Below are 22,093 nucleotides of genomic sequence, written 5' to 3' on the forward strand. Positions count from 1 at the left end.
AGCCCGCCCCCTGCCCAGGCTCCGCCCCTCGGCAGGCCAGGCCTCGCCCGTCGACCAGACCCGAATCCCGCCCACCGGTCAGGGCCCCGGACCCACCCGCCGACCAGGTCCCGGCCCGCTGCCGCCCGCCCCAGCGCCCCACCGCCCGCAAGGTCCGGGAACACCCCACCCCACCCGCCCGCGCAGCCCGCAGCACCCGATCCACAGGCCGAGCTGGGTGGCGGCAGGCGATGTGGGCTTGAGCAGCCGATCCGGTCGGCTGGGGCGAAGCACTTGCCACCGGGGCCACCAGGGCCACCGCGCCACCCGCCTGCCCGTCGGTCCGTCGGCCCGTCGGCACCCGCTGCGACCCTCCTCGCACTGGCCGCCCCGCCCTTGCCCCCTGCGGCACACTCGAACCCATGCACTCACAGGTCACCCCCCACAGCGCCGAGGCAGTGACGCTCGAAGGCCGCTTCGGCCCGGTCGGGGCCCTGCGGCGGGCGGGTGCCGGACCGCTCGTCCTCCTCGTGCCCGGGTACACCGGTTCCAAGGAGGACTTCGCCCCGCTGCTGGACCCGATCGCCGAGGCGGGGTTCGAGGTGGTGGCGATCGACCTGCCCGGGCAGATGGATTCCGCCGGGTCGGAGGCGGAGGCGGACTACCTGCCCGAGCCGCTGGGGGTGTTCCTGGCCGAGTTGGTCGAGAAGTTCGCCGCCGAGCGGTCGGTGCTGCTGACCGGGCACTCCTACGGCGGTCTGGTGTGCCGCCGCGCGGTGCTGGCGGGGGCGCCGGTGGCCGGGTTGACGCTGATGGACAGCGGCCCCGCCGACCTGCCCGTCGGGCCGCGCAGGCACATGCTGGACATCGGTGAGCCGGTGTTGCGGGACAACGGGGTGCCCGCGGTGCACAAGATCCTCGAGGTGCTCAACGGGCAGAGCCCGCAGTGGCAGCGGATGTCGCCCGCGCAGCGCGAGTTCCTCGGCGCCCGGTTCCTGCGGAACAGGGCCGAGGCGCTGCTGGGCATGGGGTCCGGGTTGCGCACCGAGCCGGACCTCGTCGCCGAGTTGGCCCGGGAGTTGCGCGCCTCGAACACACCCGCGCTGGTGGTCTGCGGCGAGAACGACGACGCGTGGCCCGCGTCCGCGCAGCGGGACATGGCCGACCGGTTGGAGGCCGACTTCAGCGTGGTGCCGGACGCCGCGCACTCACCCGCGATCGAGAACCCCGAGACCCTGCTGGCCACCCTGATCCCGACGTGGCAGGCGTGGACCGGCTGATCTCGCCCCGGATCGACCAGGTGACCCCGGATCAGCCCAGCAGGGCGAGCAGAACCGAGGCACGCGGGCCACGCCGAACAGGGACCGGCCGCGCCTCACCACGACACGTGCAGGCTCGCCACGCGGACAGCGCCTGGTGAGTGCCGGACGAACCGGCTCCACAGACAGCGATGAGCACCGGTCGGGCCGACTTCCCGGAGCCCTTCGCGGCCGCGCCTCACAGCGACATGTGCAGGCTCGCCGCGCGGACAGCGTCGGTGAGTGCTGGACGAACCGGCCTACCAGACAGCGGCGAGCACCAGGCGGGCCGATTTCCCGGAGGCCTTCGCCGCTGGGGCCACGGCACAACAGCGCCGGTTCGCCGGCGGCGGGTGCCAGGCCGTCCGGTGGCGGGTGTCGAGCCGACCCGCGGCGGGCACCCCGTCAGTCGAGCAGGTGGCGGACCAGGGCGACGACCGGTTCGTGCAGGTCGGCGAGCCTGCCCGGGGCGTCCGCGGCGACCGCGGCGGTCACCAGCGCGCTGAGGCCGCCCGCCAGGAAGCGGGCCGCGAACGCCGGGTCCGGGAGGGCGCGCCAGGCCGGGTCGGCGGCGAAGCCCGCGTCGACCACCACCGCGAAGCGCTCCTGGGCGGCGAACCGGCGCTGTTGCGCCGCGGACCCGGCCGCGAAGGCCTCCAGGAAGAACGTGCGCGTCACCGGCCACTGCTCGGCCAGTGCCGCGAGGTAGGCCGAGAGCCCGCGGGCGAACCGCTCGACCGGTGGGGCGTCCTCGGCGGAGGGGACCGCGGCGGCGATCATCGCCAGGACGACGTCCGCGCACCGGTCGAGGGTGGCGAGGAAGCAGTCCTCCTTGTCGCTGAACTGCTGGTAGAAGGTTTCGCGGGAGACGTGGACGCGGCGGAGGACGTCGGCGATGGTGGCCTTGTTGTAGCCCTTCTCGGCGACGACGTCGGCCATGCCCGCGATCAGCTTGTCGCGTTGGGCGGTGCGGACGTCGTCGCGGCTCAGCCGGTGGCGGCCTCTGGGGAGGGCCGGGTACTCGCGCGGGCTCACCCGGAGAGCCTAGCCGCGCTTTGTGTACATACATGTTCACAAAGGCTATGGTCGACGGGAACCACGCCCGGACCAGGGCGTGGAGCATCGCACAGTGAAGGGGGAAGTGACCCGTGAAGCTCATCGCGGCCGGTGTGGCCGCCTGCGCCATCGCCCTCGGCGTCGTCCTGCCCGCGTCGTCGGCCGCGGCCGACGCCTGCCCGACCCGGATGCTCTTCGAGGTCGGCGGCATGGGCGACCCGCAGGGCAACGTCTTCAACGCGGGCAACGCCGAGCTGCCCCCCGGTGTCGAGGCGACCAAGGTCGTCTACCCGGCCGAGATCTTCCCCCTCGCCCCGAAGACCCTCGACGACTCCAACGCCGAGGGCCGCGCCACCATGGATCGGCTGGTGCGCGAGTTCCACGCCTCCTGCCCCGGTTCGCGCATCACGATCACCGGCTTCTCCCAGGGCGCCCTCGTCGCGGGCGACACCCTCGGCAACCTGTCGAAGGACAACCGGATTCCGCACGACCTCATCAACGGCGTCCTCTACTCCGACGCGCGGCGGGTCGGGGTGAACGGCGGTCCCGGCGGGATCATGACCAACCTCCCCACCTTCCTCCCCGGCATCACCATGGGCGGCCCGCGCACCTTCGGCGACATCCCCGTCGTCAGCCTGTGCAACCAGAACGACGGCATCTGCCACTCCGAGAACCTCCTCACCAACCTGCTGGGCTTCGCGAACGGCATCCAGGGTTACTTCAGCGGTGCCCACAGCGCCTACGACTTCCGCCCCATCACGCACAACGGCAGCGCGAACACCGTCTTCCCGCAGCCCCCGCTGATCCCCTACGGCCCGCCGCTGCCGCTGCCCATCCCGACTCTCTGGGAGCTCTTCAACGGCAAGCCCGCGGCGGCCGGAACGATGAACACCTACCGGAGCGTGGTCAGCGCTGTCCTGCCGCAGGCCACCAAGGACCGGTTGGACGAATTCCCCGGTTTGGCGGGCTGACCTGACGTGGTGGGGCGGGAAGTTCCGCCCCACCACGCTTCACGACAGGGCTTCGTCCACGGCCTCGGGGGTGCGGGCGACGAAGGCGCGGCCGTCGTCGGTGATGACGATCGGGCGCTCGATCAGGATCGGGTTGTCGGCGAGGATGCGCAGCCAGGTCGCGCGGTCGCGCGGCTCGGTGGCGAGACCGAGCTCCTTGGCCCTGGCTTCCTTCATCCGGGTGATGTCCCACGGTTCCCGGCCCAGCTTGCCGAGCAAGTCGTCGAGTTCGGCCACCGTCGGCGGGTCGTCGAGGTACCGGCGCTCGGTGTGCTCGGGGCGGTTGTCGGCGAGCGCCGACCTGGCCGCGCGGGACTTCGAGCAGCTCGGGTTGTGCCAGATTTCCACAGCCCGATTGTGCCCGACGGGCACAGTGTCGGGGCCACTGCGTACCGTGGTCACCGTGCAAGATCAGCTCGGGTTCGACATGCCGCTGCCACGCAAACTGATCAAGGTGACCCCGTCGCGGTTGGGCACCTGGCAGGACTGCAGGCGCCGGTTCCGGATGGCCTACGTCGACCGGCCGACGCCGCCGCGGGGTGGGCCGTGGGCGCACAGCACGATGGGCGCGGTGGTGCACAACGCCCTCAAGGCGCTGTTCGACCTGCCGGTGGAGCGCCGCACACCGGACGCGGCGGCGGCGCTGGTGGGCACGCACTGGAAGGACGACGGGTTCGCCGACCAGGCCCAGTCGGGGGTGTTCCGCGAGCGGGCGGCGGGCTGGGTGCGCGACTACGTAGCCGACAGCGACGTCACCGCCGACCCGGTCGGGCTGGAGCGGTGGGTGTCGGCCCCGGTGGGCACCATCGTCGCCGAGGGCCGGGTCGACCGCATCGACCAGCGCGGCGACGAGGTCGTGATCATCGACTACAAGACCGGCCGCCACGCCCTGACGACCGACGACGCCCGGGGCTCGCAAGCCCTCGCGCTCTACGTCCTGGCCGCGCGCCGCACCCTCCGCAGGCCGTGCACCAAGGTCGAGCTGCACCACCTGCCCACGGGCACGGTCGCCGCCTGGGAGCACACGGACGCGTCCCTGGGCCGCCACCTCACCCGGGCCGAGGAGAGCGCCGACGAGTTCCAGCTCGCCATCGACACCCACAAGGCGGGCGGCGACCCCGACGCCCTGTTCCCCACCACCCCCGGCCGCCAGTGCGGCTGGTGCGACTTCCGCCGCAGCTGCCCCGACGGCCAAGCGGCTGGACCGGCGCTGGACCCATGGGCGATGCTTGCCCCGTGACCGGCCCGACTGATCGCCTGCCCCGCGAGGACGTGACCACGGTGGAGATCCCGCGCGTCCCCGACGACCCCACCCCCGAACCGGCCGAGGAGACCCCCACCCCGCGCTCCGGCTTCTGGCGCGAACTCTCCGGCGCCCTCGCCGCGGGCCTGCTCGTCCTCGCCATCGTCGTCCTGACCATCCAGGTCGTCGACCAGGCCCAGGGCATGCCCGGCCCCGGCGTCCTCGTGGTCATCGCCCACTTCCTGTGCGCCGCCGCCGCCCTCGCCCTGCAACGCCAGGCCGACCGCAGGCGCGGACCGCAGGCGGGCCTGATGATCCTGCTGATCGGCGTCGTCACCGGGATCGCGGTGTGGTTCTTCTGGTGGGCGTGAGTTGTCCACAGGCACCGACCGGAAACCCGGAAATGTCGGTGCTCGCGGGTAGCCTTGATTCGGAACGGCGCGCGAGGCAGTGGGCGGTCTGGCAGGTCGGCCACGCGCACGGGCCGCGCTCGAGTTGACGCAGGTCCCGCTCAGCCGCAGCCAAGCCGCGACGGACCTGTCCGGTCGCAGGGGGTGCCGAGCCGCAATGGGCCTGTCTGAACGCGCGGGGTGCCGAGCCGCGATGGACCTGTCTGGTCCCGCGGAGATCGGGTAGCGCGATACCGCCAGGGACTCGGTGCCGCGATGCCGCCAGGGCTGTCGTCGCTGGTCGGCACGGCCGGAGTGGTGGTCGCCTTTGGTGTTGATGCGGTCGGTGCCGCTGGAGTGTGCCCAGCGGGTGATGTGCGTCGGTTGGGCCTGCCGGATCGTGGAGTGACCAGTCGGTTCGGCTCGGAGGCCTGCCGTTCGGCTCGGGGGTGGGCGGTTCGGCTCGGGGATGGGCGGCCGGGTCCGGTGTGGGCTAGGACGAGCCGGAGATGAAGCCGCGGACGGAGTCCGCGACGAGCTGGACGGCGATGGCGGCGAGCAGCAGGCCCGCGATCTTGGCCAGGAGCAGGATGCCGCTGTCCTTCACCACGCGGATGACCACGCCGGAGTAGCGCAGGCACAGCCACAGGATCAGGTGGACGGTCAGGATCGCGGCGGCCAGCGCCAGGTAGGAGCCCAGGTGCCCGTCGGCCTGGCGGACGAAGACGATGGTGGCGGCGATGGCTCCGGGGCCCGCCAGCAGCGGCGTCCCCAGCGGCACCAGGGCGACGTTGACGTCCTCGACGGCCTCGGGTTCCGTCGCGCCGCGGCCGGTGAGGAGGTCCAGGGCGATGAGGAGGAGCAGGAGGCCGCCCGCGCCCTGCAGGGCGGGGATGCCGATGCCCAGGTAGGACAGGATGGCCTCGCCGCCGATGGCGAAGAGGCTGATCACCCCCAGTGAGACCAGCACGGCCTGGCGTGCGGCCCGGGCGCGGGCCTGCTTGGACTTGCGGCCGGTGAGGCTGAGGAAGACCGGCACGGTGCCGGGTGGGTCCATGATCACCACCAGGGTGATCGTCGCCTCGGCGAAGAGGGCGGGCAAGGACATGTCGGACCTCCTCGGGTGGGTGGTGGCCGCGGGGTGGCGGGCGGTCGCCGCCACGTGCGGCGGGGGTGTGCGGGGCCGCGTGGCGGGGGTTGCGGGAATCAGGTCGGCGGGGTGGGCGAGGGCAGTGTGGCTGGCGGTGGCCGCACCGGCAGCGCGAGGTGGGGGGTGTTCACGCTGCTGGGGTGGGTGCGGACCACGTCCGTGGGAGCGGGGTGGACGGCAGCGGGGAGCTGGACAGGGCCGAAATCGGAATGCCGCTGACGGAAAACACGGCGGGCATCAATGGCCCCGGATCGAAGTCATCGGGGAGCGCACCGGTGGCGGGCTGGCGGTGGCGGGCTGGCGGTGGCGCAGCACGCTGCGAACACCAGCGTGCGTGAACCGACGCGAAGCACCGCAGGCACCGCAGGCACCGCAGGCACCGCAGGCACCGCAGGCACCGCAGGCACCGCAGGCACCGCAGGCACCGCAGGCACCGCAGGCACCGAGGATCGTGGCCCAGGAGGGGTGTCTGTGGTGCACGGGGGTGGCGGTGGAGGGAGTGCGGTGGGCATCAGCGGCCGTGGACCAGGGTGGCGCCGGTGGCTCGGGCGGCGATTTCGGTGAGCATCTCGGGGGCGGTGGTCTCGGCGCCGATGGGGGTGGTCTTGTTGGTGCCGTGGTAGTCGCTGGAGCCGGTGGTGAGGAGGTTGTGGCGGGTGGCGAGGGTGCGCAGGGCGGCGCGGGCTCTCCGGTCGTGGTCGGGGTGGTCGACCTCGAGGCCGTCCATGCCCGCTTCGGCCAGTTCGGCGATGACCGTGCCGTTGACGGTGGGGCCGCGGCGGTGGGCGAAGCCGTGGGCCAGGACGGTGACGCCGCCCGCCGCTTTGATCATCTCGATGGCTTCGAGCACCGGGGTCCTGCGACTGGGCACGTAGTACCCGTTGCGGCCGTGCAGCAGGGACGCGAAGGCCTCGGTGACCGAGGAGACGACGCCCGCGCGGACCAGGGCCTGGGCCAGGTGCGGGCGGCCCGCCGGAACGTCGTCGGGGAGGTCGGCCAGGAGGGTGTCCCCGTCGACCGGGTAGCCGTCGGCGGCCATGCGGTCGGCGATGGTGTGCAGGCGGGAGCGGCGTTCGGCCCTGGTGCGGGCGTACTCGGCGACCACGGTTTCAGCTTCGGGGTCGAACAGGTAGGCGAGCAGGTGCACCGTGCAGCGACCGCCGCGGCCGTCCGGGGATACGCAGGTCAGTTCGGCGCCGCGGACGAGGGTGAGGCCGGGTGGGAGGGCGGCTTCGGCGTCGGCCCAACCCGCGGTGGTGTCGTGGTCGGTGATGGCGACCGCGTCCAAGCCCGCCCGCGCGGCGGCGACGACGAGTTCGGCGGGGCTGTCCGTGCCGTCGGACGCGGTGGAGTGGCAGTGGAGGTCGATCCGCACGGGGCCAGTCTCGCCGATGGGGCGTCCTGTGGAGAAACCGGTGACCGAGCACATGCGCCGGGGACCGTGTTCGCGCTCACGGCGACGACGCGGCTGCGGTCGGAACACGCACCACGGGCCGATGCCGACGACCACCGCCGGGGTGGGTCGGGCGCGGGAACACGCCCGCAGAATGTCGGTAACGAGCCGGACGTGGGCAGTGCGCCCGCAGAGCCACACCCGCGACCACCGCTGAGGGGCAGGGCAGACACGGGGAGCACACCCGCCACCCCGCAACCGCCACCAGGAGCAGGGCCAACGCGGAAGCCTGCGAGCCCCACCGCCGAAAACAAGCCGAGTGCTGGGATCACGCCGCAGCCACCGCCGAGGGCAGGCATGGCGTTGGGAGCAGGCCCGCGAGGCCCCGTCTGCGACCAGCCCTGAGAGGCAGAACAGACGCGGGGAGCACGCCTGCCATCCCGCCACCGCCAAGGGCAAACCGGACACCGGCAGCACGCTCGCAAAACCCTGACCACGACCACCGGAAACAGGATGGAAGCCACCGCTGGCAGCCACCACCTGGGGCAAGGCACGTCCGGGCCCCGCGTACCGATGGCCCGGGAGGATTTCGGGGAGCGAGCAGCAGCAAGGCGGCGCGCTGGTGCGCGCTTCGACAGGCTGGATGTGTCCGCGCCTGGGAGGCCGGAGCGATCAGACCGGCACGGTTCCCGATGCGGGAACCGTGGGCGCCGTCCCGAATGATCCAGGGTCTTGGCCGTGAGCGCCGGGAACCGGCCGGAAGCGGGTCGAGGACGCTCGCGGAACCACCGCGACCCCGGTCGCGGGCGACCGGGGGTCGGGTGGGGTCAGGCGACCGGGTTCTTCTTTCGGCCGACCCGGGCCAGGCGCTGGGCCTTGATCATGGAGAAGCGCTCGGCCTGGGCCTTCTTGTCGCCGAACACCAGTTCGGAGATGGCGTCGTTGACCTGTTCCGGGCGGGGGAGGTAGTCGATCTGGTTGAGGGCCTGGATCTGGCCAGCGGACTCGACCACGATCGTGCCGTAGCCGAGGACGCGGCCGGGGACGGTGCGCTTGAAGGTGAGGTCGGTGACCTTGCCGATGGGCATCATCAGCACCCGGGTGGTGAAGACGCCCGTGGTCATCATGAAGCGCTTGTCCGTCACCACGATGCGCTCCACCCACCAGGAGATGACCTGGTAGGTGAAGCGCAGCAGCACCGCCAGTGCGACGTACCAGAGGATGTTCTGCACCAGCCACATGGACGGGGGCAGGATGTAAGAGATCATCACGCACACCGCGAGCAGCGCGACGGCCTCGAACACCTCCCAGGCCAGGCTGGCCCAGTGCCTGCGCACCCGGATGACCCGGCGTTCGGAGTCGAGCAGGTACTCGTCTGGGTCCCTGGGTGCGAACATACGTCGACTTTACCGCTCTAGCCCTGGAAAACGGTGCGGACGAAGGTGATCACTGCTTCGGCACCCTCGCGCAGTGTCTGGATGATGGAGTTGACGATCCCCGCCGACTGGACCGGCTGCGTGACGAGGAAGAAGATGAGCAACGCTGCCCCAGTCAAGATCAGAACCTTCTTGACGTTCACTGCGATCTACCCCGTTCCGTGTACGCACGCCGGATGGCGCCCCTGTTGAAAACCGTTGTACCGCATACGGCGGCGGATCGGGAGCCTAGTCAGGCGCTTGGGGCAACGCGCAGCGTCACAGCCGGGGTGCAGCTACGCTCCGTGGCGGTGACGGCATTTCACGTTCCACGGATCAGGTGTGTGGGCGCACTGATCGGAGATGACCGGGGCAGGCTGCTGCTGGTGCGCCGGGGTCGCGAGCCCGGGCGCGGCCTGTGGTCGGTACCAGGTGGGAAGGTGGAGCCGGGGGAATCGGACGCGGAGGCGGTGGTTCGCGAGACCCGGGAGGAGACGGGGCTCGAGGTGGTGCCGGGGCGGCTCGTGGGGTCGGTGCTGCGAGAAGCCCCGAACGGCGTCTTCCACATCCACGACTACGCCTGCGTGGTGACTGGCGGTGATCTTCGGGCCGGTGACGACGCCGACGACGTCCAGTGGGTGAACCTTGCGATCTTCACCACATTGGATCGGGACAACCTGCTTGTGGAGCAGTTGGCGGACACGCTGCGTGGCTGGAACGTGTTGCCGCGTTGATCGGAAGCCGCCGGTCAGGCGAGCCAGGTCATCCGTTCGCCGTGCATGGCGGTCCGGGCGAGGGCGACGGCATTCGGGCGACCGGCCTCCCACGTGGTGAGGCCGAGGACGCCGAACGCGGGGGTGTCGGGGGCGGGCACGAGGTCGTCGCGGTCGGGCAGGACCTCGGCGAGACCCGCCGCGTAGGGCTCCTGGCTGATCCACCAGAGCGGGCGGGTGGCGGCCAGCCGGGCCAGGGCGTCGACGAAGGCGGTGCGGTCGGCGGCGGCCAGGTGGGTGAGGACGTGGCTGGTGAGGACGACCAGCGGGGTGTCCTCGGGGATGCGGGCGGCGGCGGTGGCGAGGTCGGCGACGGCGTCGCCGGTGACGAACTCCGGGGGGTTCTTGCGCTGCACGGCGGCGGCGGTGCTGAACAGCCGCCTGCGCTCGGGTTGGTCGGCCCAGATGCAGGCTTCGAGCCAGGCGGCGGCGTCCTCGTCGGCGAGGTCGACCGGGGCCCGGTCGAGGCCGACCCTGGCGGCGACGGCGACCTTCTTGGGGATGACCGGCATGGTGGCGCCGGGGGCGAGTTCGAGGGCGCAGTGCAGGCCGAGGGCGGCCTTGGGCGGTCCGGCGGCGATCTGGCCCGCGGTGGCGGTCTGGTAGCGGTAGGCGTACCGGTCGAGGTTGAGCAGCAGGCCGCCGCTGCACCCGACCTCCAGCAGCCCCAGCGGGGCCTTGGCGCGCTTGGCGGCGAGGGCGACGGCCGGGTAGAGCAGGGCGGCGCGGCGGACCTCGTTGGTCTGGGTGGTGTGCCCGGCGACGAGGGCGCGGACCTTGTCGGCGCGGTCGAGCACGAACGAGCGCCACAGCGGCCAGGTGCCTGCGTCGAGGCCGTAGCTGCCGCCCAGGGAGGGGTAGTAGTTCACCAGCTCGTGGAAGGGCTCGGCCTGCAGGGCGCGGTGCGCGGCGGCCAGCAGCAGCGTGGGGTGCGGGTGGGGTCCGGTGGCGGCGGTGAGCAGGGCGGCGACGTCGGGGTCGTCGGCGGCCCGGGTGGCGAGGTGTTCGTAGAGCGGGGACTCCCCCGCGGCCTCGTGCCGGGCGAAGCGCCGCAACCGGGTCCTGATGTCGTCCAGGGGATCGGTCACGGCGCTTCCTCCGTCTGCTACGCCTTCGGTTCGGGGCGGCCCGGCTGTTCGCCGCCGCGGGCCTCGCCGTAGGACTGCTTGGGCACCATCACCTTGCGGCGGAAGATGCAAACTACCGTGCCGTCCTGCTTGTACCCGCGGGTCTCGACGTAGACAACGCCGCGGTCGTCCTTGGACTTGGACGGGGTCTTGTCGAGGACCTCGGTCTCACCGTAGATGGTGTCGCCGTGGAAGGTGGGCTTCACGTGCCGGAGGGACTCGATCTCCAGGTTGGCGATGGCCTTGCCGGAGACGTCGGGCACGGACATGCCCAGCAGCAGCGAGTAGATGTAGTTGCCCACGACGACGTTCTTGCCGAAGTCGGTGGTGTTCTCCGCGTAGTTGACGTCCATGTGCAGCGGGTGGTGGTTCATGGTGATCAGGCAGAACAGGTGGTCGTCGTACTCGGTGACCGTCTTGCCCGGCCAGTGCTTGTAGACCGCGCCGACCTCGAACTCCTCGTAGTACCGCCCGAACTGCACTGTTCCTCCAACTTGGGGTGGCCGGGCCACAAGTGACCGGCGGGTAACCGCACTGTGACCGCACCTCGCCCGGCGCGCAACCGGTGTGTGAGGGAGCGCATTCGGCGGCCGCCGGCGCACCGTTTTCCCGGCCCGACCTCGGTTCCGGCCCGCCGTGGAGTACTCTGGCACCCCGGTGGGCCCCACATGCGGTGGCGGCTGCCTCGGCCAGGGGAGGTGAGGACGCATGAGCGACCCGCATGGTCATGACAACGCGACCGGTTGCAGTAGTACCCGCGTCCCCTCCGAAGGTGTGCTCCGCTAAGGACTCCACCGCCGTTTCGGCAGGGACGCTCCGCTCCGGGGCGCCTGTCCGGGCTCCTCGGTTTCCGTAGCGTCGGACACCACCCAGCGGTTGACCGGGTGGTGTTGGCTGGAGGTCCCGTCGATGCCTTCCATTCCCTCGTTCAGCGGCCTGCGGGGCCGTGGTTCGAAGTCGCCCGCCCGCCCGGCCGCGCCGGTCGCGGTGCCGCTGTCGGCGTACGTGGTCGACTGCGCGGTGTACGTCGACGGGGAGCGGCTGCCCGGGCGGTGGACGCACGTGGCGGCCGTGGCCGAGGTGCGCAGGCGGGGCGAGGGGTTCGTCTGGATCGGGTTGCACGAGCCGGACGAGCGGCAGATCCAGGGCGTGGCGGAGACGTTCGGGTTGCACGAGCTGGCGGTGGAGGACGCGGTGCACGCGCACCAGCGGCCGAAGCTGGAGCGCTACGACGACAACCTGTTCATGGTGCTCAAGACGGTGCGGTACGTGGAGCACGAGTCGCCGACGTCGGCGAACGAGATCGTGGAGACCGGGGAGATCATGGTTTTCCTCGGGGCCGACTATGTCGTGACGGTGCGGCACGGGAAGCACTCGGCGCTGCACACGCTGCGCGAGGAACTGGAGGCCTCGGCGGAGCGGATGCGCGGTGGGCCCGCCGCGGTGCTGCACGGCATCGCCGACCACGTGGTGGACACGTACCTGGCGGTGACCGAAGCGTTCGAGAACGACATCGACGAGATCGAGAAGGCGGTGTTCGCGCCGAGCAGCCCGGTCAGCGCCGAGCAGATGTACCTGATGAAGCGGGAGATCCTGGAGCTGCGCCGGGCGGTGATGCCGCTGGCGAACCCGTTGCGGCGCTTGGCGGAGGGGTGTTCGCCGCTGGTCCCGGAGCAGGTGCGGTCCTACTTCCGCGACGTGGACGACCACCTGACGACGGTGTCGGAGCGGGTGACCAGCTTCGACGAGCTGCTGACGACCCTGGTGGACGCGACGCTGGCGAAGATCTCGCTGCAGCAGAACGGCGACATGCGCAAGATCACGTCGTGGGCGGCGATCATCGCCATCCCCACGATGGGGGTCGGGGTCTACGGCATGAACTTCGACTACATGCCGGAGCTGCACTGGCGCTTCGGCTACCCGATGATCATGGGGATCATCTTCCTGGGCTGCCTGGTGCTGTACCGCATCTTCCGCAAGAACCGATGGCTCTAGCGGGGTCTTCCCCGCGCACCCGGACCCCGTTCACCCCTCGATGGGAGGTTGCCCCCAATGACCCGGTACCTGAGCAGTGCGAAGTTCTGGCTCCTCGCGGTGATCATCACCTGGATCACGGTGGTGACCGTGCTGATCTCCGAGAGCCCCGTCGGCGGCTGAGTCGGTGGACCCCGTCGACGTGGAGCGCGTGGCCCGGTCGGAGCAGGAGCGCTGGTCCACCGCCGCTCTGTCCACTCAGGACACTGCGGCTGCTCGGCCCGCGGACGCCGCCGGGCCGGACGGGTGGCACGCGTACTGGCCGCTGGACTCGGAGCGGCCCACCGCGGGCACCGGGTCGTGGCTGTTGCGGTTCCGGAGGGTCTCGGCGGCCGGGACCGTGCTGGTGTTCCGGTTCACCTGGCTGGACCGGCCGGACCCGCCGGAGTACCTGCTGCACGTCGACCTGCACGACGTCCGCCACGGCGACGTGGACGGCGCGTCGGTGCGGCTGCTGGAGCGGGTGGAGTTCCTCACCGCGGCGCCCGGGTGGCCCGACGCGCTCACCGCGGCGGTGTCGGACCGCGTGTCGCTCGTGCTGCCGCCGCGGTAGGCGCGCGTCAGCGGGCGCGGGCGGCGAGGGAGCGCAGTTCGGCGCGCAGTTCGTCGACGCCGAGCGGGTTGACGCTCATCCAGTCGGGGTCCTCGGTGGCCAGGCGGTAGCGGCCGCGCGGGGTGTCGACCCAGCGCAGCTCCTCGCCGGTGCGGTGCCACTGGTCCTCGGTCTCGTCGCGGGAGGCGAGACCGGCCTGGCCGCTGCCGACGACGGGTTGCAGGGAGGCGACCATGCGGCGGGCGACGGTCTCGTCGATGCCTTGCTCGCGCAGGAGGGTGTCGAGTTCGTCCTGGGTCATCGGGCGGGGTTCGACGTCGCTGCTTGGGTCGTCCGGGTCGTCGGGCAGGCGGGTGAGCATCACCTCGAACGCCGACCGCAGGGCGCGCTTGGGCAGGGTGAACGGCGCCGTGCGGGGGGCTTCCGCGCGCGGCACCAGGTGCGCGACCCGGCTGACCGCCTCGTCGACGGAGGCGGCGTGCATCCGCACCACGCCGAACGGTTCGGCCTCGTCCTGGGTGACCAGCAGCGCCTCGTCCTTGGCGACGAGCACGGCCACCCCGAGCCTGCCCAGGTCCTCCCGGTCGACCACCAGGTCCAGGACCCCGGTGCAGGCGCGCAGCAGGTAGACGAACTCCTCGGCCACGCCGAGCGGGCCCCGCTCGTCGGCGAGGTCCCGCTCGATCAGGGTGACCGCGGCGCCGTGGAACAGCACGTCGCGCTCCTCGCGCGAGGCGGCGGCGCTGGGCAGTTCCAGCGGGAACGGCGCGGCCACCTCGGCGAAGGCGCACAGCAGGTCGACCTCGACCGGGTGCAGGGCGACGCCCGCCCGCGTGTGCAGCTCCATCGGGTGGTCAGGACCCGTTGCGGAAGCGGGTGGCGGAGCTGTCGTCGCTCTGGGCGTAGTTGGCGGCCGACTTCTCCGCGCTGGCCACGAACTCCTCCATCCGCTTGAGGGCGCCCTCGAGCTGCCCGCGCAGGCCGGTCTCGCCACCGAGGCGCTCGGTGAACTTCTCCGCCAGTTCCTGCCCGACCGGGCTGGTGCCCAGCATCGGCAGGTACGCGGGGGTGGCCAGCTCGGCCACGTCGGCGAAGATGGCGTCGAGGTCGGCGCGCACCTCCTCGACGGCGGCGGCGAACTCACGGATCTGCGCGGGTTCCACCTGCCACCCGTCGGCTCCGGTGACGGCGTTGGGGTCGTCGACGTACACGGGGCCCTCCCTTTCCCTACAGGCCGATGACCGGCGGCGCGGACTTCATGTCGGACGTGGTGAACGGGTCTTCCTCGATCGGGACGCGCCTGCGGTGCTCCCCGTCCTCCTCGCGGTCGCGGGCGGACCCGCCCGCTCCGGTGCCGTAGCCGGACCCGGCGCGGCCGTGCTCCTCGGCGAACCCGGTGGCCCGCCCGAAGCGGCCGGGCCTGCCGTTGCGGTGCGCCTCGTCCTCCGGGAGCACGGTGGCGCCGCGGGCACCGCCGCGGCCGCCCCGGCGGTTCTCCTCGTCCTCGGGGAGCAGCGACCCGCCGCGGGCGCCGACCCGGCCGGTGCGGCGGCGCTCCTCCTCGTCGGGCAGCAGGGTGCCGCCGCGCAGGCCCGCGCGGTTCTTGCGGCGGGTCTCCTCGTCGTCGTCGAACAGGCCGCCGCCGCGACCGGTGCCCCGGCCCGCGCCGACGCCACCCCGGCCGCCGCGCCCGGTGGTCGCGCCCGCCCGGCCGCCGCCGCCCGCACCGGGGGCGCCGGTGACCGGGCGCCCACCCCGGCCGGTGCCCGTGCCCGGGGTGCCGCGGCCGACGCCGACGCCACCGCCCTTGGCGCCACCGGTGCCGCGCGGGAGCCCGCCGACGGGGACGCCGCCGGGGCGCAGGCCACCGATGCCGCCGATCCCGCCGACGCCCGGACCGGAGCCCGCGCCGCCGGGGGCGCCGGTGCCGTTCCCGACGCCGGTGAGGCCCTTCCAGCGGCCTTCCCAGCCGCTGTTGAAGCTCGGCACGAATGAGGGGGTGGTGTTGAAGCCGGGGCCACCGCCGTAGACGGGGGCCGGACCGGCCGCGGGCGGGGTGTACGACGGGTTGCCGGGGACGGTGACGCCCGGGCCGGGGACGCCGGTGACCGGGGGCGCGGTCCACGCGGGGGTGGTGCCCGGGTTGATGCCGGTGGTCGGGGTGCCGAAGCGCGGGGTGGTGCCGTCGATGCCGAGGACGGCGGTCTCGAACCGCTGCATCGTCTGCACGGCCTTGCGCTTCATCTTCTTCTTGTTGCTGCCGAAGCCGAACGCGCTGGCGATGCCGCCGATGGCCGCGCCGAACGCGGCGCCGATCGGGCCGCCGATGGCCATGCCCGCCGCGGCGCCGCCGCCCGCGGTGGCCAGCCACGGGCTCGACGGGTTGCCGCCGGGCATGGTGCTCTGCGCCGAGCGCAGCGCGCCGCCCGCGTCCTCGACCGGCTTGGCGATCTGCTGGGCGGTGGCGCCCAGCTCGGCGACCCAGGCGGCGTTGCGGACGACGGTGTGCGCGGCCTGTTCGGAGGCGCCGCCGGACCAGAACTGCATCAGCCTGCCCAGCGACCGCGACAGGTCCTGGGAGGCGGTGGCGACCTTGGTGCCGTGCTGGGTCCACTGGTCGGCCAGCATCTCGAGCTGGGCGGCGTTGGCGTTGTCGCCGACCATGCGCTGCAACGACTTGAGGGAGTAGCCGTTCCAGTCGACGCCGCCGGTGACGTACTGGTCGTCGTCCTCGCGGCGGCGCCTGCGCTCGTCCTCGGCGGAGCGGCGCGCGGCGGCGGCCGCGGCGACCAGCTCGGACATCCGCCCGGCGAGCTGCTCAAGGTTGGCGATCATCCCCGCGCCCCTCCCTCGGCCCGGGGTCCCCGGACCGGGTAGCGATTACCCAGGTGCTGCACATGCTCGTTTCCGACTGTCACGGTATCGGATGGGACCGACGATCCGGGAGGTCCGCACACCCCTACCGCGCCGAGCGGACGGTGGGCGGTCACCGGTACCACAGCTCCCCGGCCAGGTCGCGCAGCGCGGCCACCAACTCGTCGCCGGAGAACGGGTTGACGCTCATCCAGTCCGACCCCGGGTCGCCGCCGAGGCGGAACCGGCCGCGGGCGGTGTCGAGCCAGCGCAGCTCCGGGCCCGAGCGCTCCCAGGTGTCGGCGTAGCCGCCGCGGAAGGCCACCCCGGCCTGGCCGTTGCCCAGCACCGGTTGCAGGTGGGTGGTGAGCCTGCGCGCCGACTGCTCGTCGATGCCGTGCTCGGCCAGCAGGCGGTCCAGCCCGTCGGCGCCGAGCTGCCGCGGCCGACCGCCCCCGGGCGGCGCGGCGGCCGCCTGGATGGCCCGGTGCGCGGCGTCGAGCGCCCGCCGGGACAGGGTGAACGGCGCCGCCAGCGCGGCCGGGTGCGCGGGGACCAGGTCCAGCACGTGGTCGACGACCTCACGGGTGGGCAGCGCCAGCAGGTGCACCCGACCGCCGGGGCCGCGCACGTCCTGGGTGACCAGCAGCGCTTCCTCGCGCTGGGCGAGCACCAGCACCCCGAGCGCCCCACCGCGGCGGGCGACGAGCAGGTCGAACGCGCCGACGCCCTCGCGCAGCAGGTGCACCAGGTCGGCGGCCACCCCGCGCGGGCCGCGGTGGTCGGCCAGGCCCTGCCCGGCCAGCCGCGCCCTGGCCGAGGCGAACAGCTCCCGGCGCTGCGCGGCGGTGGTGCCGCGCGGGGTGAGCTTCAGCGGGAACGGCGGGGTGACCTCGGCGAAGGTGCACAGCAGGTCGACCTCGGTCGCCTCCAGCCAGGCGCCGCCCGGCCCGTCGTCGGTGCTCCAGTGCGCGTCGGGGTCGATGCCCAGGTTCAGCCCGGAATCCATCAGCCCGCCGTCCGCTGCTCGGCCTGCCCGATGGCGTCCCGGGCGATCTCCTCAGACTCGCGGTAGCCGTCGCGGACCTTCTCCGCGCTCTCGATGAACCGGTCCATCCGGCGCATGGCCTCGGCGAGCAGGCCGCGCAGGCCGGTGTCGCCGTTGAGCCGGTCGTCGAACTTGCGGGCCAACTGCCTGCCGACCGGGCTGGTGCCCAACTGCGGGGTGTAGTCCTCGCCCTGCATCCGCTCGACCCGGGTCTGCACCGCGGCCAGGCCGAACCGGGCCGCGGTGCAGGCCACGCTGAACCCGGCCAGTTTGGCCGGGTCGACGTCCCAGTAGCCCTTGGACTGCGGCGGCGGCTGGTCGGCCGGGGTGCCGGAAGTGCCATCCGGGGCGCCGATGTAGGTGGTGGGGGCGTCGTCGGGCCTGCCGGGGTGGCCGGGGCCGCCGCCTGCGACAGCGCCGTCCCCGGCGGTGCCATCTCCGGCGGTGCCGTCCCCGGGGTGGGTGGCGTCGGTGTTGTCGGAACCGCTGTTCGGGTTGCCGCTGCCGGGGCTGCCCGCGGCGGGGGCGCCGGTACCGGGGTCGGGATCACCGGCGGCGGAGCCGGGACCGGTCGGGTCGGGCTTCTGCACGTCCGGGGCCGGGGCGCCGGTGCCCTCGGCCGGGGGCCCGGCGGGCTGCCCGTGCTCGGGTGCGGGACCACCCGCGGCGGGTGGCGGGACCGCGACCGCGGGCGCCGACGACGCGGGCGGCGCGGACACCGGCGCAGTGGGCTGCCCGGGAACGGGTTGGGCGGGAACAGGCCCCGGCACGGGCGTGCCCGGGTCGACCGGGCCGGGCGTGGCGGAGCCGACCGGGACCGGCGTGCCCGGGCCAACCGGAGCAGGTGTGGCGGAATCGACCGGGACCGGCGTGCCCGGGCCAACCGGGCCAGGCGTGGCGGAGTCGACCGGAACCGGCGTGCCCGGGCCGACCAGGCCGGGCGTGGTGGCGTCGACCGGGGCCGGTGTGATCGGGTCCGCCGGGGCCGGTGCCGCTGGACCCGGCCCCGGCACCTGTGTGGCGGGTGGACCCGGTTCCGGCACCGGCATGGCGGGCGGACCCGGTTCCGGCGCGGGCGTGGTGGGCGGGCCCGCATCGGGCACCGGCATCGGCGGCGGGGTGCCGTCCCCGCCCTGGGCCGCCGCCGGGGTCGCCAGGTCACTGGTGAAAGCGCCGTCGGTCACGACCCCGTCGGCGGCCGGGAACGCGTTCTGCTCCTGCATGGTGGTGCTGTCCCCTGCCCTCTAGAGTCCGATTACCGGCGGTGAGGCCTTCTTGTCGTTGAGCAAGAACGAGTCGTCGTCACCGAACGGGTAGCGCCTGCGGTGCTCGCCCTCACCACCGCCCTGCCCTCCCGCCACGCCGCCGCCCATGGGCATCCCACCCATCCCGCCCAGGGCACCGCCCGCGTGCGCGCCCGCACCGGCGTTCGCGGCGGCGGGGGCGCCGACGACCCCACCGTTGCGGAAACCGCCGGACGGCACCGCCTCCGTCGCCCCGACGCCGGGGGACGGGGCCACCGGGGGGCGCGGCGCCCCCGGGCCGTCGCTGTCCTGCCCGACCGGGCCGGGGTAACCGCCGAACGATCCTCCTCCGCCGCCGCCACCCCCGCCGCCGCTGTGGGCGGGAGTGCGGTCGTTGGTGCTGGTGCCCGGCGTGCGGGTGTCGGTGTAGCCCGCGGCGGAGGTGCTCGACGGTCCGCCGGTGAGGTCGTTCCAGCGGGCGGTCGGGTCGGTGGGGGTGGCGGGCGGGACCGTCGGCCCGATCGGCACCTGCTCCTGGGGAACGGATTCGGTGCGCGGGCGCAGTGCGTTGCCGCGCTCCTCGAACTGCGGGGTGGCCTGGTCGATGCCGATGGCCGCGCCCTCGAACCGGCGCATCGCCTCCACCGCCACGGCCTTGAGGTTCGCCTGCTCCTGCTCGGCGGTGAACGCGCTCTCGGTGCCGGAGGCGACCCCGCTGACGGCGGCGGCGAGCGGACCCCCCGCCTGCTCGGCCAGCGCGGCGCTGTCGGCGGCCAGGGCGGGCGGCACGGCCGGGGTCTGCGGTAGCTGCGGCATGGCGTCCTGGGCGGCCTTGAGCGCGCCCGCGGCCTCCTGCACCGGGTCGCCGATCCGGTAGGCGGTCTCACCGAGGTCCGACACCCACTGGGCGTTGAGGGCGACGTCGGCGCGGGCCTGCTCGGCGGCGGCGCCGGACCAGTACTGCATCAGGTCCTCGAGGGCGGTGCTGAGCACGTCGGAGGCGTCGACGACCTCGTTGCCCGCGGCCCGCCAGTCGTCGGCGAGACGTTCGAGCTGCGGGACGCTCGCCTTGTCGGCGACCATCGCCACCAGCTCAGCCAGGCTGAAGCTCTCCCAGGGCGTGCCGCCGGTGACGTAGACGTCGTCGGTGGGCGGCAGCGTCCCCGTGGGAACACCGCCGGTGGTGTCGGGTGTGCTGTCGGTGGTGCCTGCCGCGCCCTTCGCGGCGTCGTCGGCCTGCCCTGTTGCCATCGCACGAACTCCCCTCGGCGGTGTGGCCGCACCGCCGCTCCCCGTGGACCTCATGACGCGCGGACACCCCTGGGGCGCCCCCGAACGCTCGTTTCCGACCATCAAACTAGCGGGTTGGACGGACTCCGGGCACAAACCGTTCCCTTCCGCGCACGCGCTGCCCGCCGCGCCGCCATCGATACCCGATCGGACGTACCCTCGGGAAGTGCCCAGGGTGCTCGCGGTGTCCGACGAGATCGTCGCAGGGCTGTGGACCGCCGAGGTCCGCAGGCACGACGTCGACCTCGTGCTCGCCGCGGGCGACCTGCCGTTCGACTACCTGGAGTTCCTCTCCGACGCGCTGGACCGGCCGTGCGTGTTCGTCCCGGGCAACCACGACGCCGACCTGGGCGGCTACGTCCACTCCTCGGGCCTGTGGACGCGCGACGGGCTGCCCGCCCGCTACCCCGGTCCGGAGGGCGCGGTGAACGCCGACGGCCGGGTGGTGGACGTCGCCGGGCTGCGCATCGCCGGGCTCGGCGGGTCCATCCGCTACAACGGCGGACCCAACCAGTGGACCGAGCGGCAGATGGCACGCCGCTCCCGCCGGGTGCGCAGGCGGGCCCGGCTGCGCGGGCTGCGCGACGGCCGACCGGTCGACGTCCTGCTCACCCACTCCCCGCCCCGCGGCTGCGGCGACCGCGACGATCCGCCGCACCGGGGGTTCGCGTGCCTGCACGACGCGGTGCGGGTGCTGCGGCCGGGGCTGCTGGTGCACGGGCACATCCACCCGCACGGTGAGCCGGTGCCGGACCGGGACCTGGGCGGCACCCGCGTCGTCAACACCGTGGGGTACCGGATACTGGACATCCCGGAGGGCCGACATGCCGCGTGACACCGGCTTCCCGACCGCCGACGCGGAGAACGACTTCCTGCGCATGCGCAGGCGCCAGGTGCTCTCCCGCTTGGGCGCCTGGCTGCGCCGGGAGCCCGACGACGTGAACATCATGCTTCCCTTCGAGGAGGTGGTGGCCGCGCTCGGCCGCGTCGGCGAGCGCAGGTTGGGCCTGCAGGTCGTCCGGCTCGACTCGATCATCGGCTCGGTGGACCGCACCCGGGACTTCGACCGCCGGTTCCGGCCGACCTCGGGCACGTCGCGGCAGCGGTGGGAGCGGCTGGCCCTGGCCCGGCGCCGGGGCGAGTCGACCCCGCCGATCGACGTCTTCCGCGTCGGCGACCTGCACTTCGTGGTCGACGGGCACCACCGGGTGTCGGTGGCGCACGCCCTCGGCCTGACCACGATCGACGCGTACGTGACCGAGATCGTCACCCGCGTCTCCGCCGCGGGCATCCGGTACCGGGGCGACCTGATCGTCAAGGACTACCGGCGCATCTTCCTCGACCGGGTGCCGCTGGACGGGGAAGCCCGGGCCGCCGTCAACCTGACCGACGGCTGGGACTACGCCGAGCTGTCGGAGGCCGTGGAGGCGTGGGGGTACCGGCTGATGCAGGACGAGCGGGTGTTCCTGGACCGGGCGACGGTGGCGCGGCGGTGGTACGAGGAGGAGTTCGTACCGGTGGTGACCATGGTGCGGCAGGCCGGGTTGATCACCACGCAGACCGAGGCCGAGGCCTACCTGTGGGTGATCTGCGAGCGGTACCGGCTGATCCGCTCGCACACGTGGAACGACGAGGTGCTCACCTCCCTGCGGGCTCGGGTCTGATCGCGCGGTGGCGCATCACCACGCGGGTGCGACCCGACCCGACAGCGTCTCCTGTGGACACACCCCGCCGAACCGCGCCCGGGCGGGAAGGCTGGGCCGCCCGCCTCACCAGACCTGGAAGGCGCGCACCACGTATGGGGCCTCCGGCACGAAGGTTCCCCCTCCCGGATAGGTGTCGAACTCGCCCTCCGTGGCGCACTCCCGGCTCTGGTACACCGTGACCTGCCTGCTGAGCAGGTTGGCGAAGGACCTGGCGGCCACGTCCGGCGGGAGCGGGGTGCACTGGCCGACCGTGGTGTCGGCGAGGGTGGCGCGGTGCAGCGCGCCCGCGTGGTCGGCCTCGACCCACAGGCACAGCTCGCCGCGTTCGCACCCGACTCCCGAGGCGGCGGTGGCGACGGTGGCCCCGCCGAGCGCGGTCAGGACGGCCAGGAGGGCGATGACGGCGGCGCGGATGCGGTTCTGCATGGCTGAAACCCCTTGTCCCCGGGCCGCCCCGCTGGTCGGGGCGGCTCCGGGGACAAGGATCGGTCAGTTCCGGATTTCCGGCAAAAAGTTGTCCACAGGGGCTTGA

General features: G+C 73.3%; 25 protein-coding genes. 10 read left to right on the plus strand and 15 right to left on the minus strand.

From position 1 onward, the window contains the following. Positions 1–401 precede the first annotated feature (401 nt). On the plus strand, positions 402–1,259 hold the full coding sequence (locus tag DFQ13_RS04030; protein WP_110078882.1) for an alpha/beta fold hydrolase: 858 nt from the start codon (positions 402–404) through the stop codon (positions 1,257–1,259). A 423-nt stretch (positions 1,260–1,682) separates the two neighbouring features. Here DFQ13_RS04030 and DFQ13_RS04035 read toward each other — a convergent pair whose 3' ends face one another. Continuing rightward, complete coding sequence (locus tag DFQ13_RS04035) at positions 1,683–2,312, minus strand: TetR/AcrR family transcriptional regulator (protein WP_035279296.1); 630 nt, start codon at positions 2,310–2,312, stop codon at positions 1,683–1,685. Positions 2,313–2,425: 113 nt separating this feature from the next. Between DFQ13_RS04035 and DFQ13_RS04040 the strand changes: the two genes are divergently transcribed. Then, positions 2,426–3,304 carry a cutinase family protein gene (locus DFQ13_RS04040; protein WP_110078883.1) on the plus strand — a complete coding sequence of 293 codons (879 nt, stop codon included), beginning with the start codon at positions 2,426–2,428 and terminating at the stop codon, positions 3,302–3,304. Between the two features lie 39 nt (positions 3,305–3,343). Here DFQ13_RS04040 and DFQ13_RS04045 read toward each other — a convergent pair whose 3' ends face one another. Then, entirely contained in the window at positions 3,344–3,691 is a 348-nt protein-coding gene (locus DFQ13_RS04045; protein ID WP_110078884.1) for an arsenate reductase family protein, read from the minus strand. A gap of 79 nt (positions 3,692–3,770) precedes the next feature. Between DFQ13_RS04045 and DFQ13_RS04050 the strand changes: the two genes are divergently transcribed. Further along, positions 3,771–4,583 (plus strand): RecB family exonuclease, encoded by an 813-nt coding sequence (locus DFQ13_RS04050; RefSeq protein WP_181399875.1) that lies wholly within the window; start codon positions 3,771–3,773, stop codon positions 4,581–4,583. Beyond that, entirely contained in the window at positions 4,580–4,957 is a 378-nt protein-coding gene (locus DFQ13_RS32955) for a hypothetical protein (protein WP_052020761.1), read from the plus strand. Before DFQ13_RS04050 ends, DFQ13_RS32955 begins: the two co-directional genes overlap by 4 nt. A 511-nt stretch (positions 4,958–5,468) precedes the next feature. Here the strand turns inward: DFQ13_RS32955 and DFQ13_RS04060 are convergent. The 4 genes from DFQ13_RS04060 to DFQ13_RS33580 all read right to left on the minus strand — a co-directional run bounded on the left by DFQ13_RS04060 (position 5,469) and on the right by DFQ13_RS33580 (position 9,097). After that, positions 5,469–6,083, minus strand: coding sequence for a MarC family protein (locus DFQ13_RS04060; RefSeq protein WP_035279303.1), 615 nt, complete (start codon positions 6,081–6,083; stop codon positions 5,469–5,471). A gap of 553 nt (positions 6,084–6,636) precedes the next feature. After that, positions 6,637–7,500: a PHP domain-containing protein gene (locus DFQ13_RS04070; RefSeq protein ID WP_110078885.1), complete on the minus strand. Its 864-nt coding sequence runs from the start codon at positions 7,498–7,500 to the stop codon at positions 6,637–6,639. An 845-nt stretch (positions 7,501–8,345) separates the two neighbouring features. Continuing rightward, the gene (locus DFQ13_RS04075; protein ID WP_035283610.1) at positions 8,346–8,915 is read right to left on the minus strand and encodes a PH domain-containing protein; all 570 of its coding nucleotides are present in this window, start codon (positions 8,913–8,915) and stop codon (positions 8,346–8,348) included. A 17-nt stretch (positions 8,916–8,932) separates the two neighbouring features. Next, positions 8,933–9,097, minus strand: coding sequence for a hypothetical protein (locus tag DFQ13_RS33580; RefSeq protein WP_181399842.1), 165 nt, complete (start codon positions 9,095–9,097; stop codon positions 8,933–8,935). A gap of 147 nt (positions 9,098–9,244) precedes the next feature. Here DFQ13_RS33580 and DFQ13_RS04080 point away from each other — a divergent pair, with 147 nt between their 5' ends. Further along, positions 9,245–9,667 (plus strand): NUDIX hydrolase, encoded by a 423-nt coding sequence (locus DFQ13_RS04080; protein ID WP_233438298.1) that lies wholly within the window; start codon positions 9,245–9,247, stop codon positions 9,665–9,667. Positions 9,668–9,681: 14 nt separating this feature from the next. On the opposite strand, the gene DFQ13_RS04085 is transcribed toward DFQ13_RS04080, so the two are convergent. Further along, a complete protein-coding gene (locus DFQ13_RS04085; RefSeq protein ID WP_110078887.1) occupies positions 9,682–10,794 on the minus strand; it encodes a DUF2332 domain-containing protein in 1,113 nt (370 codons plus the stop codon). Between the two features lie 17 nt (positions 10,795–10,811). Beyond that, positions 10,812–11,315 (minus strand): MaoC family dehydratase, encoded by a 504-nt coding sequence (locus tag DFQ13_RS04090; RefSeq protein WP_035283613.1) that lies wholly within the window; start codon positions 11,313–11,315, stop codon positions 10,812–10,814. 427 nt (positions 11,316–11,742) lie between these two features. Between DFQ13_RS04090 and corA the strand changes: the two genes are divergently transcribed. Together corA and DFQ13_RS04100 are read left to right on the plus strand one after the other, a co-directional pair. Further along, the gene (corA, locus tag DFQ13_RS04095) at positions 11,743–12,828 is read left to right on the plus strand and encodes a magnesium/cobalt transporter CorA (protein ID WP_035283614.1); all 1,086 of its coding nucleotides are present in this window, start codon (positions 11,743–11,745) and stop codon (positions 12,826–12,828) included. A 166-nt stretch (positions 12,829–12,994) separates the two neighbouring features. Further along, the gene (locus DFQ13_RS04100) at positions 12,995–13,420 is read left to right on the plus strand and encodes a hypothetical protein (protein ID WP_110078888.1); all 426 of its coding nucleotides are present in this window, start codon (positions 12,995–12,997) and stop codon (positions 13,418–13,420) included. A 7-nt stretch (positions 13,421–13,427) separates the two neighbouring features. Here the strand turns inward: DFQ13_RS04100 and DFQ13_RS04105 are convergent, their stop codons facing one another. The 5 genes from DFQ13_RS04105 to DFQ13_RS32960 all read right to left on the minus strand — a co-directional run bounded on the left by DFQ13_RS04105 (position 13,428) and on the right by DFQ13_RS32960 (position 18,040). After that, entirely contained in the window at positions 13,428–14,267 is an 840-nt protein-coding gene (locus DFQ13_RS04105) for an ESX secretion-associated protein EspG (RefSeq protein WP_110078889.1), read from the minus strand. Between the two features lie 7 nt (positions 14,268–14,274). Then, positions 14,275–14,631 carry a hypothetical protein gene (locus DFQ13_RS04110; RefSeq protein ID WP_035283618.1) on the minus strand — a complete coding sequence of 119 codons (357 nt, stop codon included), beginning with the start codon at positions 14,629–14,631 and terminating at the stop codon, positions 14,275–14,277. A 16-nt stretch (positions 14,632–14,647) separates the two neighbouring features. Beyond that, positions 14,648–16,255 (minus strand): WXG100 family type VII secretion target, encoded by a 1,608-nt coding sequence (locus DFQ13_RS04115; protein ID WP_110078890.1) that lies wholly within the window; start codon positions 16,253–16,255, stop codon positions 14,648–14,650. A 151-nt stretch (positions 16,256–16,406) separates the two neighbouring features. Then, positions 16,407–17,282 carry an ESX secretion-associated protein EspG gene (locus DFQ13_RS04120; RefSeq protein ID WP_110078891.1) on the minus strand — a complete coding sequence of 292 codons (876 nt, stop codon included), beginning with the start codon at positions 17,280–17,282 and terminating at the stop codon, positions 16,407–16,409. After that, complete coding sequence (locus DFQ13_RS32960; protein ID WP_146241089.1) at positions 17,282–18,040, minus strand: peroxidase family protein; 759 nt, start codon at positions 18,038–18,040, stop codon at positions 17,282–17,284. The genes DFQ13_RS04120 and DFQ13_RS32960 overlap by 1 nt, the downstream gene beginning before the upstream one ends. Positions 18,041–18,368: 328 nt before the next feature. Here DFQ13_RS32960 and DFQ13_RS32965 point away from each other — a divergent pair, with 328 nt between their 5' ends. Then, positions 18,369–18,569: a hypothetical protein gene (locus tag DFQ13_RS32965; protein ID WP_146241091.1), complete on the plus strand. Its 201-nt coding sequence runs from the start codon at positions 18,369–18,371 to the stop codon at positions 18,567–18,569. On the opposite strand, the gene DFQ13_RS04130 is transcribed toward DFQ13_RS32965, so the two are convergent. Beyond that, positions 18,566–19,816: a WXG100 family type VII secretion target gene (locus DFQ13_RS04130; RefSeq protein WP_181399843.1), complete on the minus strand. Its 1,251-nt coding sequence runs from the start codon at positions 19,814–19,816 to the stop codon at positions 18,566–18,568. The two genes, DFQ13_RS32965 and DFQ13_RS04130, sit on opposite strands and share 4 nt — an antisense overlap. A 205-nt stretch (positions 19,817–20,021) precedes the next feature. Between DFQ13_RS04130 and DFQ13_RS04135 the strand changes: the two genes are divergently transcribed. Then, on the plus strand, positions 20,022–20,690 hold the full coding sequence (locus DFQ13_RS04135; RefSeq protein ID WP_035283631.1) for a metallophosphoesterase family protein: 669 nt from the start codon (positions 20,022–20,024) through the stop codon (positions 20,688–20,690). Beyond that, a complete protein-coding gene (locus DFQ13_RS04140) occupies positions 20,680–21,519 on the plus strand; it encodes a ParB N-terminal domain-containing protein (RefSeq protein ID WP_035283634.1) in 840 nt (279 codons plus the stop codon). Before DFQ13_RS04135 ends, DFQ13_RS04140 begins: the two co-directional genes overlap by 11 nt. A 105-nt stretch (positions 21,520–21,624) precedes the next feature. Here DFQ13_RS04140 and DFQ13_RS04145 read toward each other — a convergent pair whose 3' ends face one another. Next, on the minus strand, positions 21,625–21,987 hold the full coding sequence (locus DFQ13_RS04145; RefSeq protein WP_035283637.1) for a peptidase inhibitor family I36 protein: 363 nt from the start codon (positions 21,985–21,987) through the stop codon (positions 21,625–21,627). Positions 21,988–22,093 lie beyond the last annotated feature (106 nt).

The organism is Actinokineospora spheciospongiae, from assembly GCF_003182415.1.
Taxonomy (GTDB): domain Bacteria; phylum Actinomycetota; class Actinomycetes; order Mycobacteriales; family Pseudonocardiaceae; genus Actinokineospora; species Actinokineospora spheciospongiae.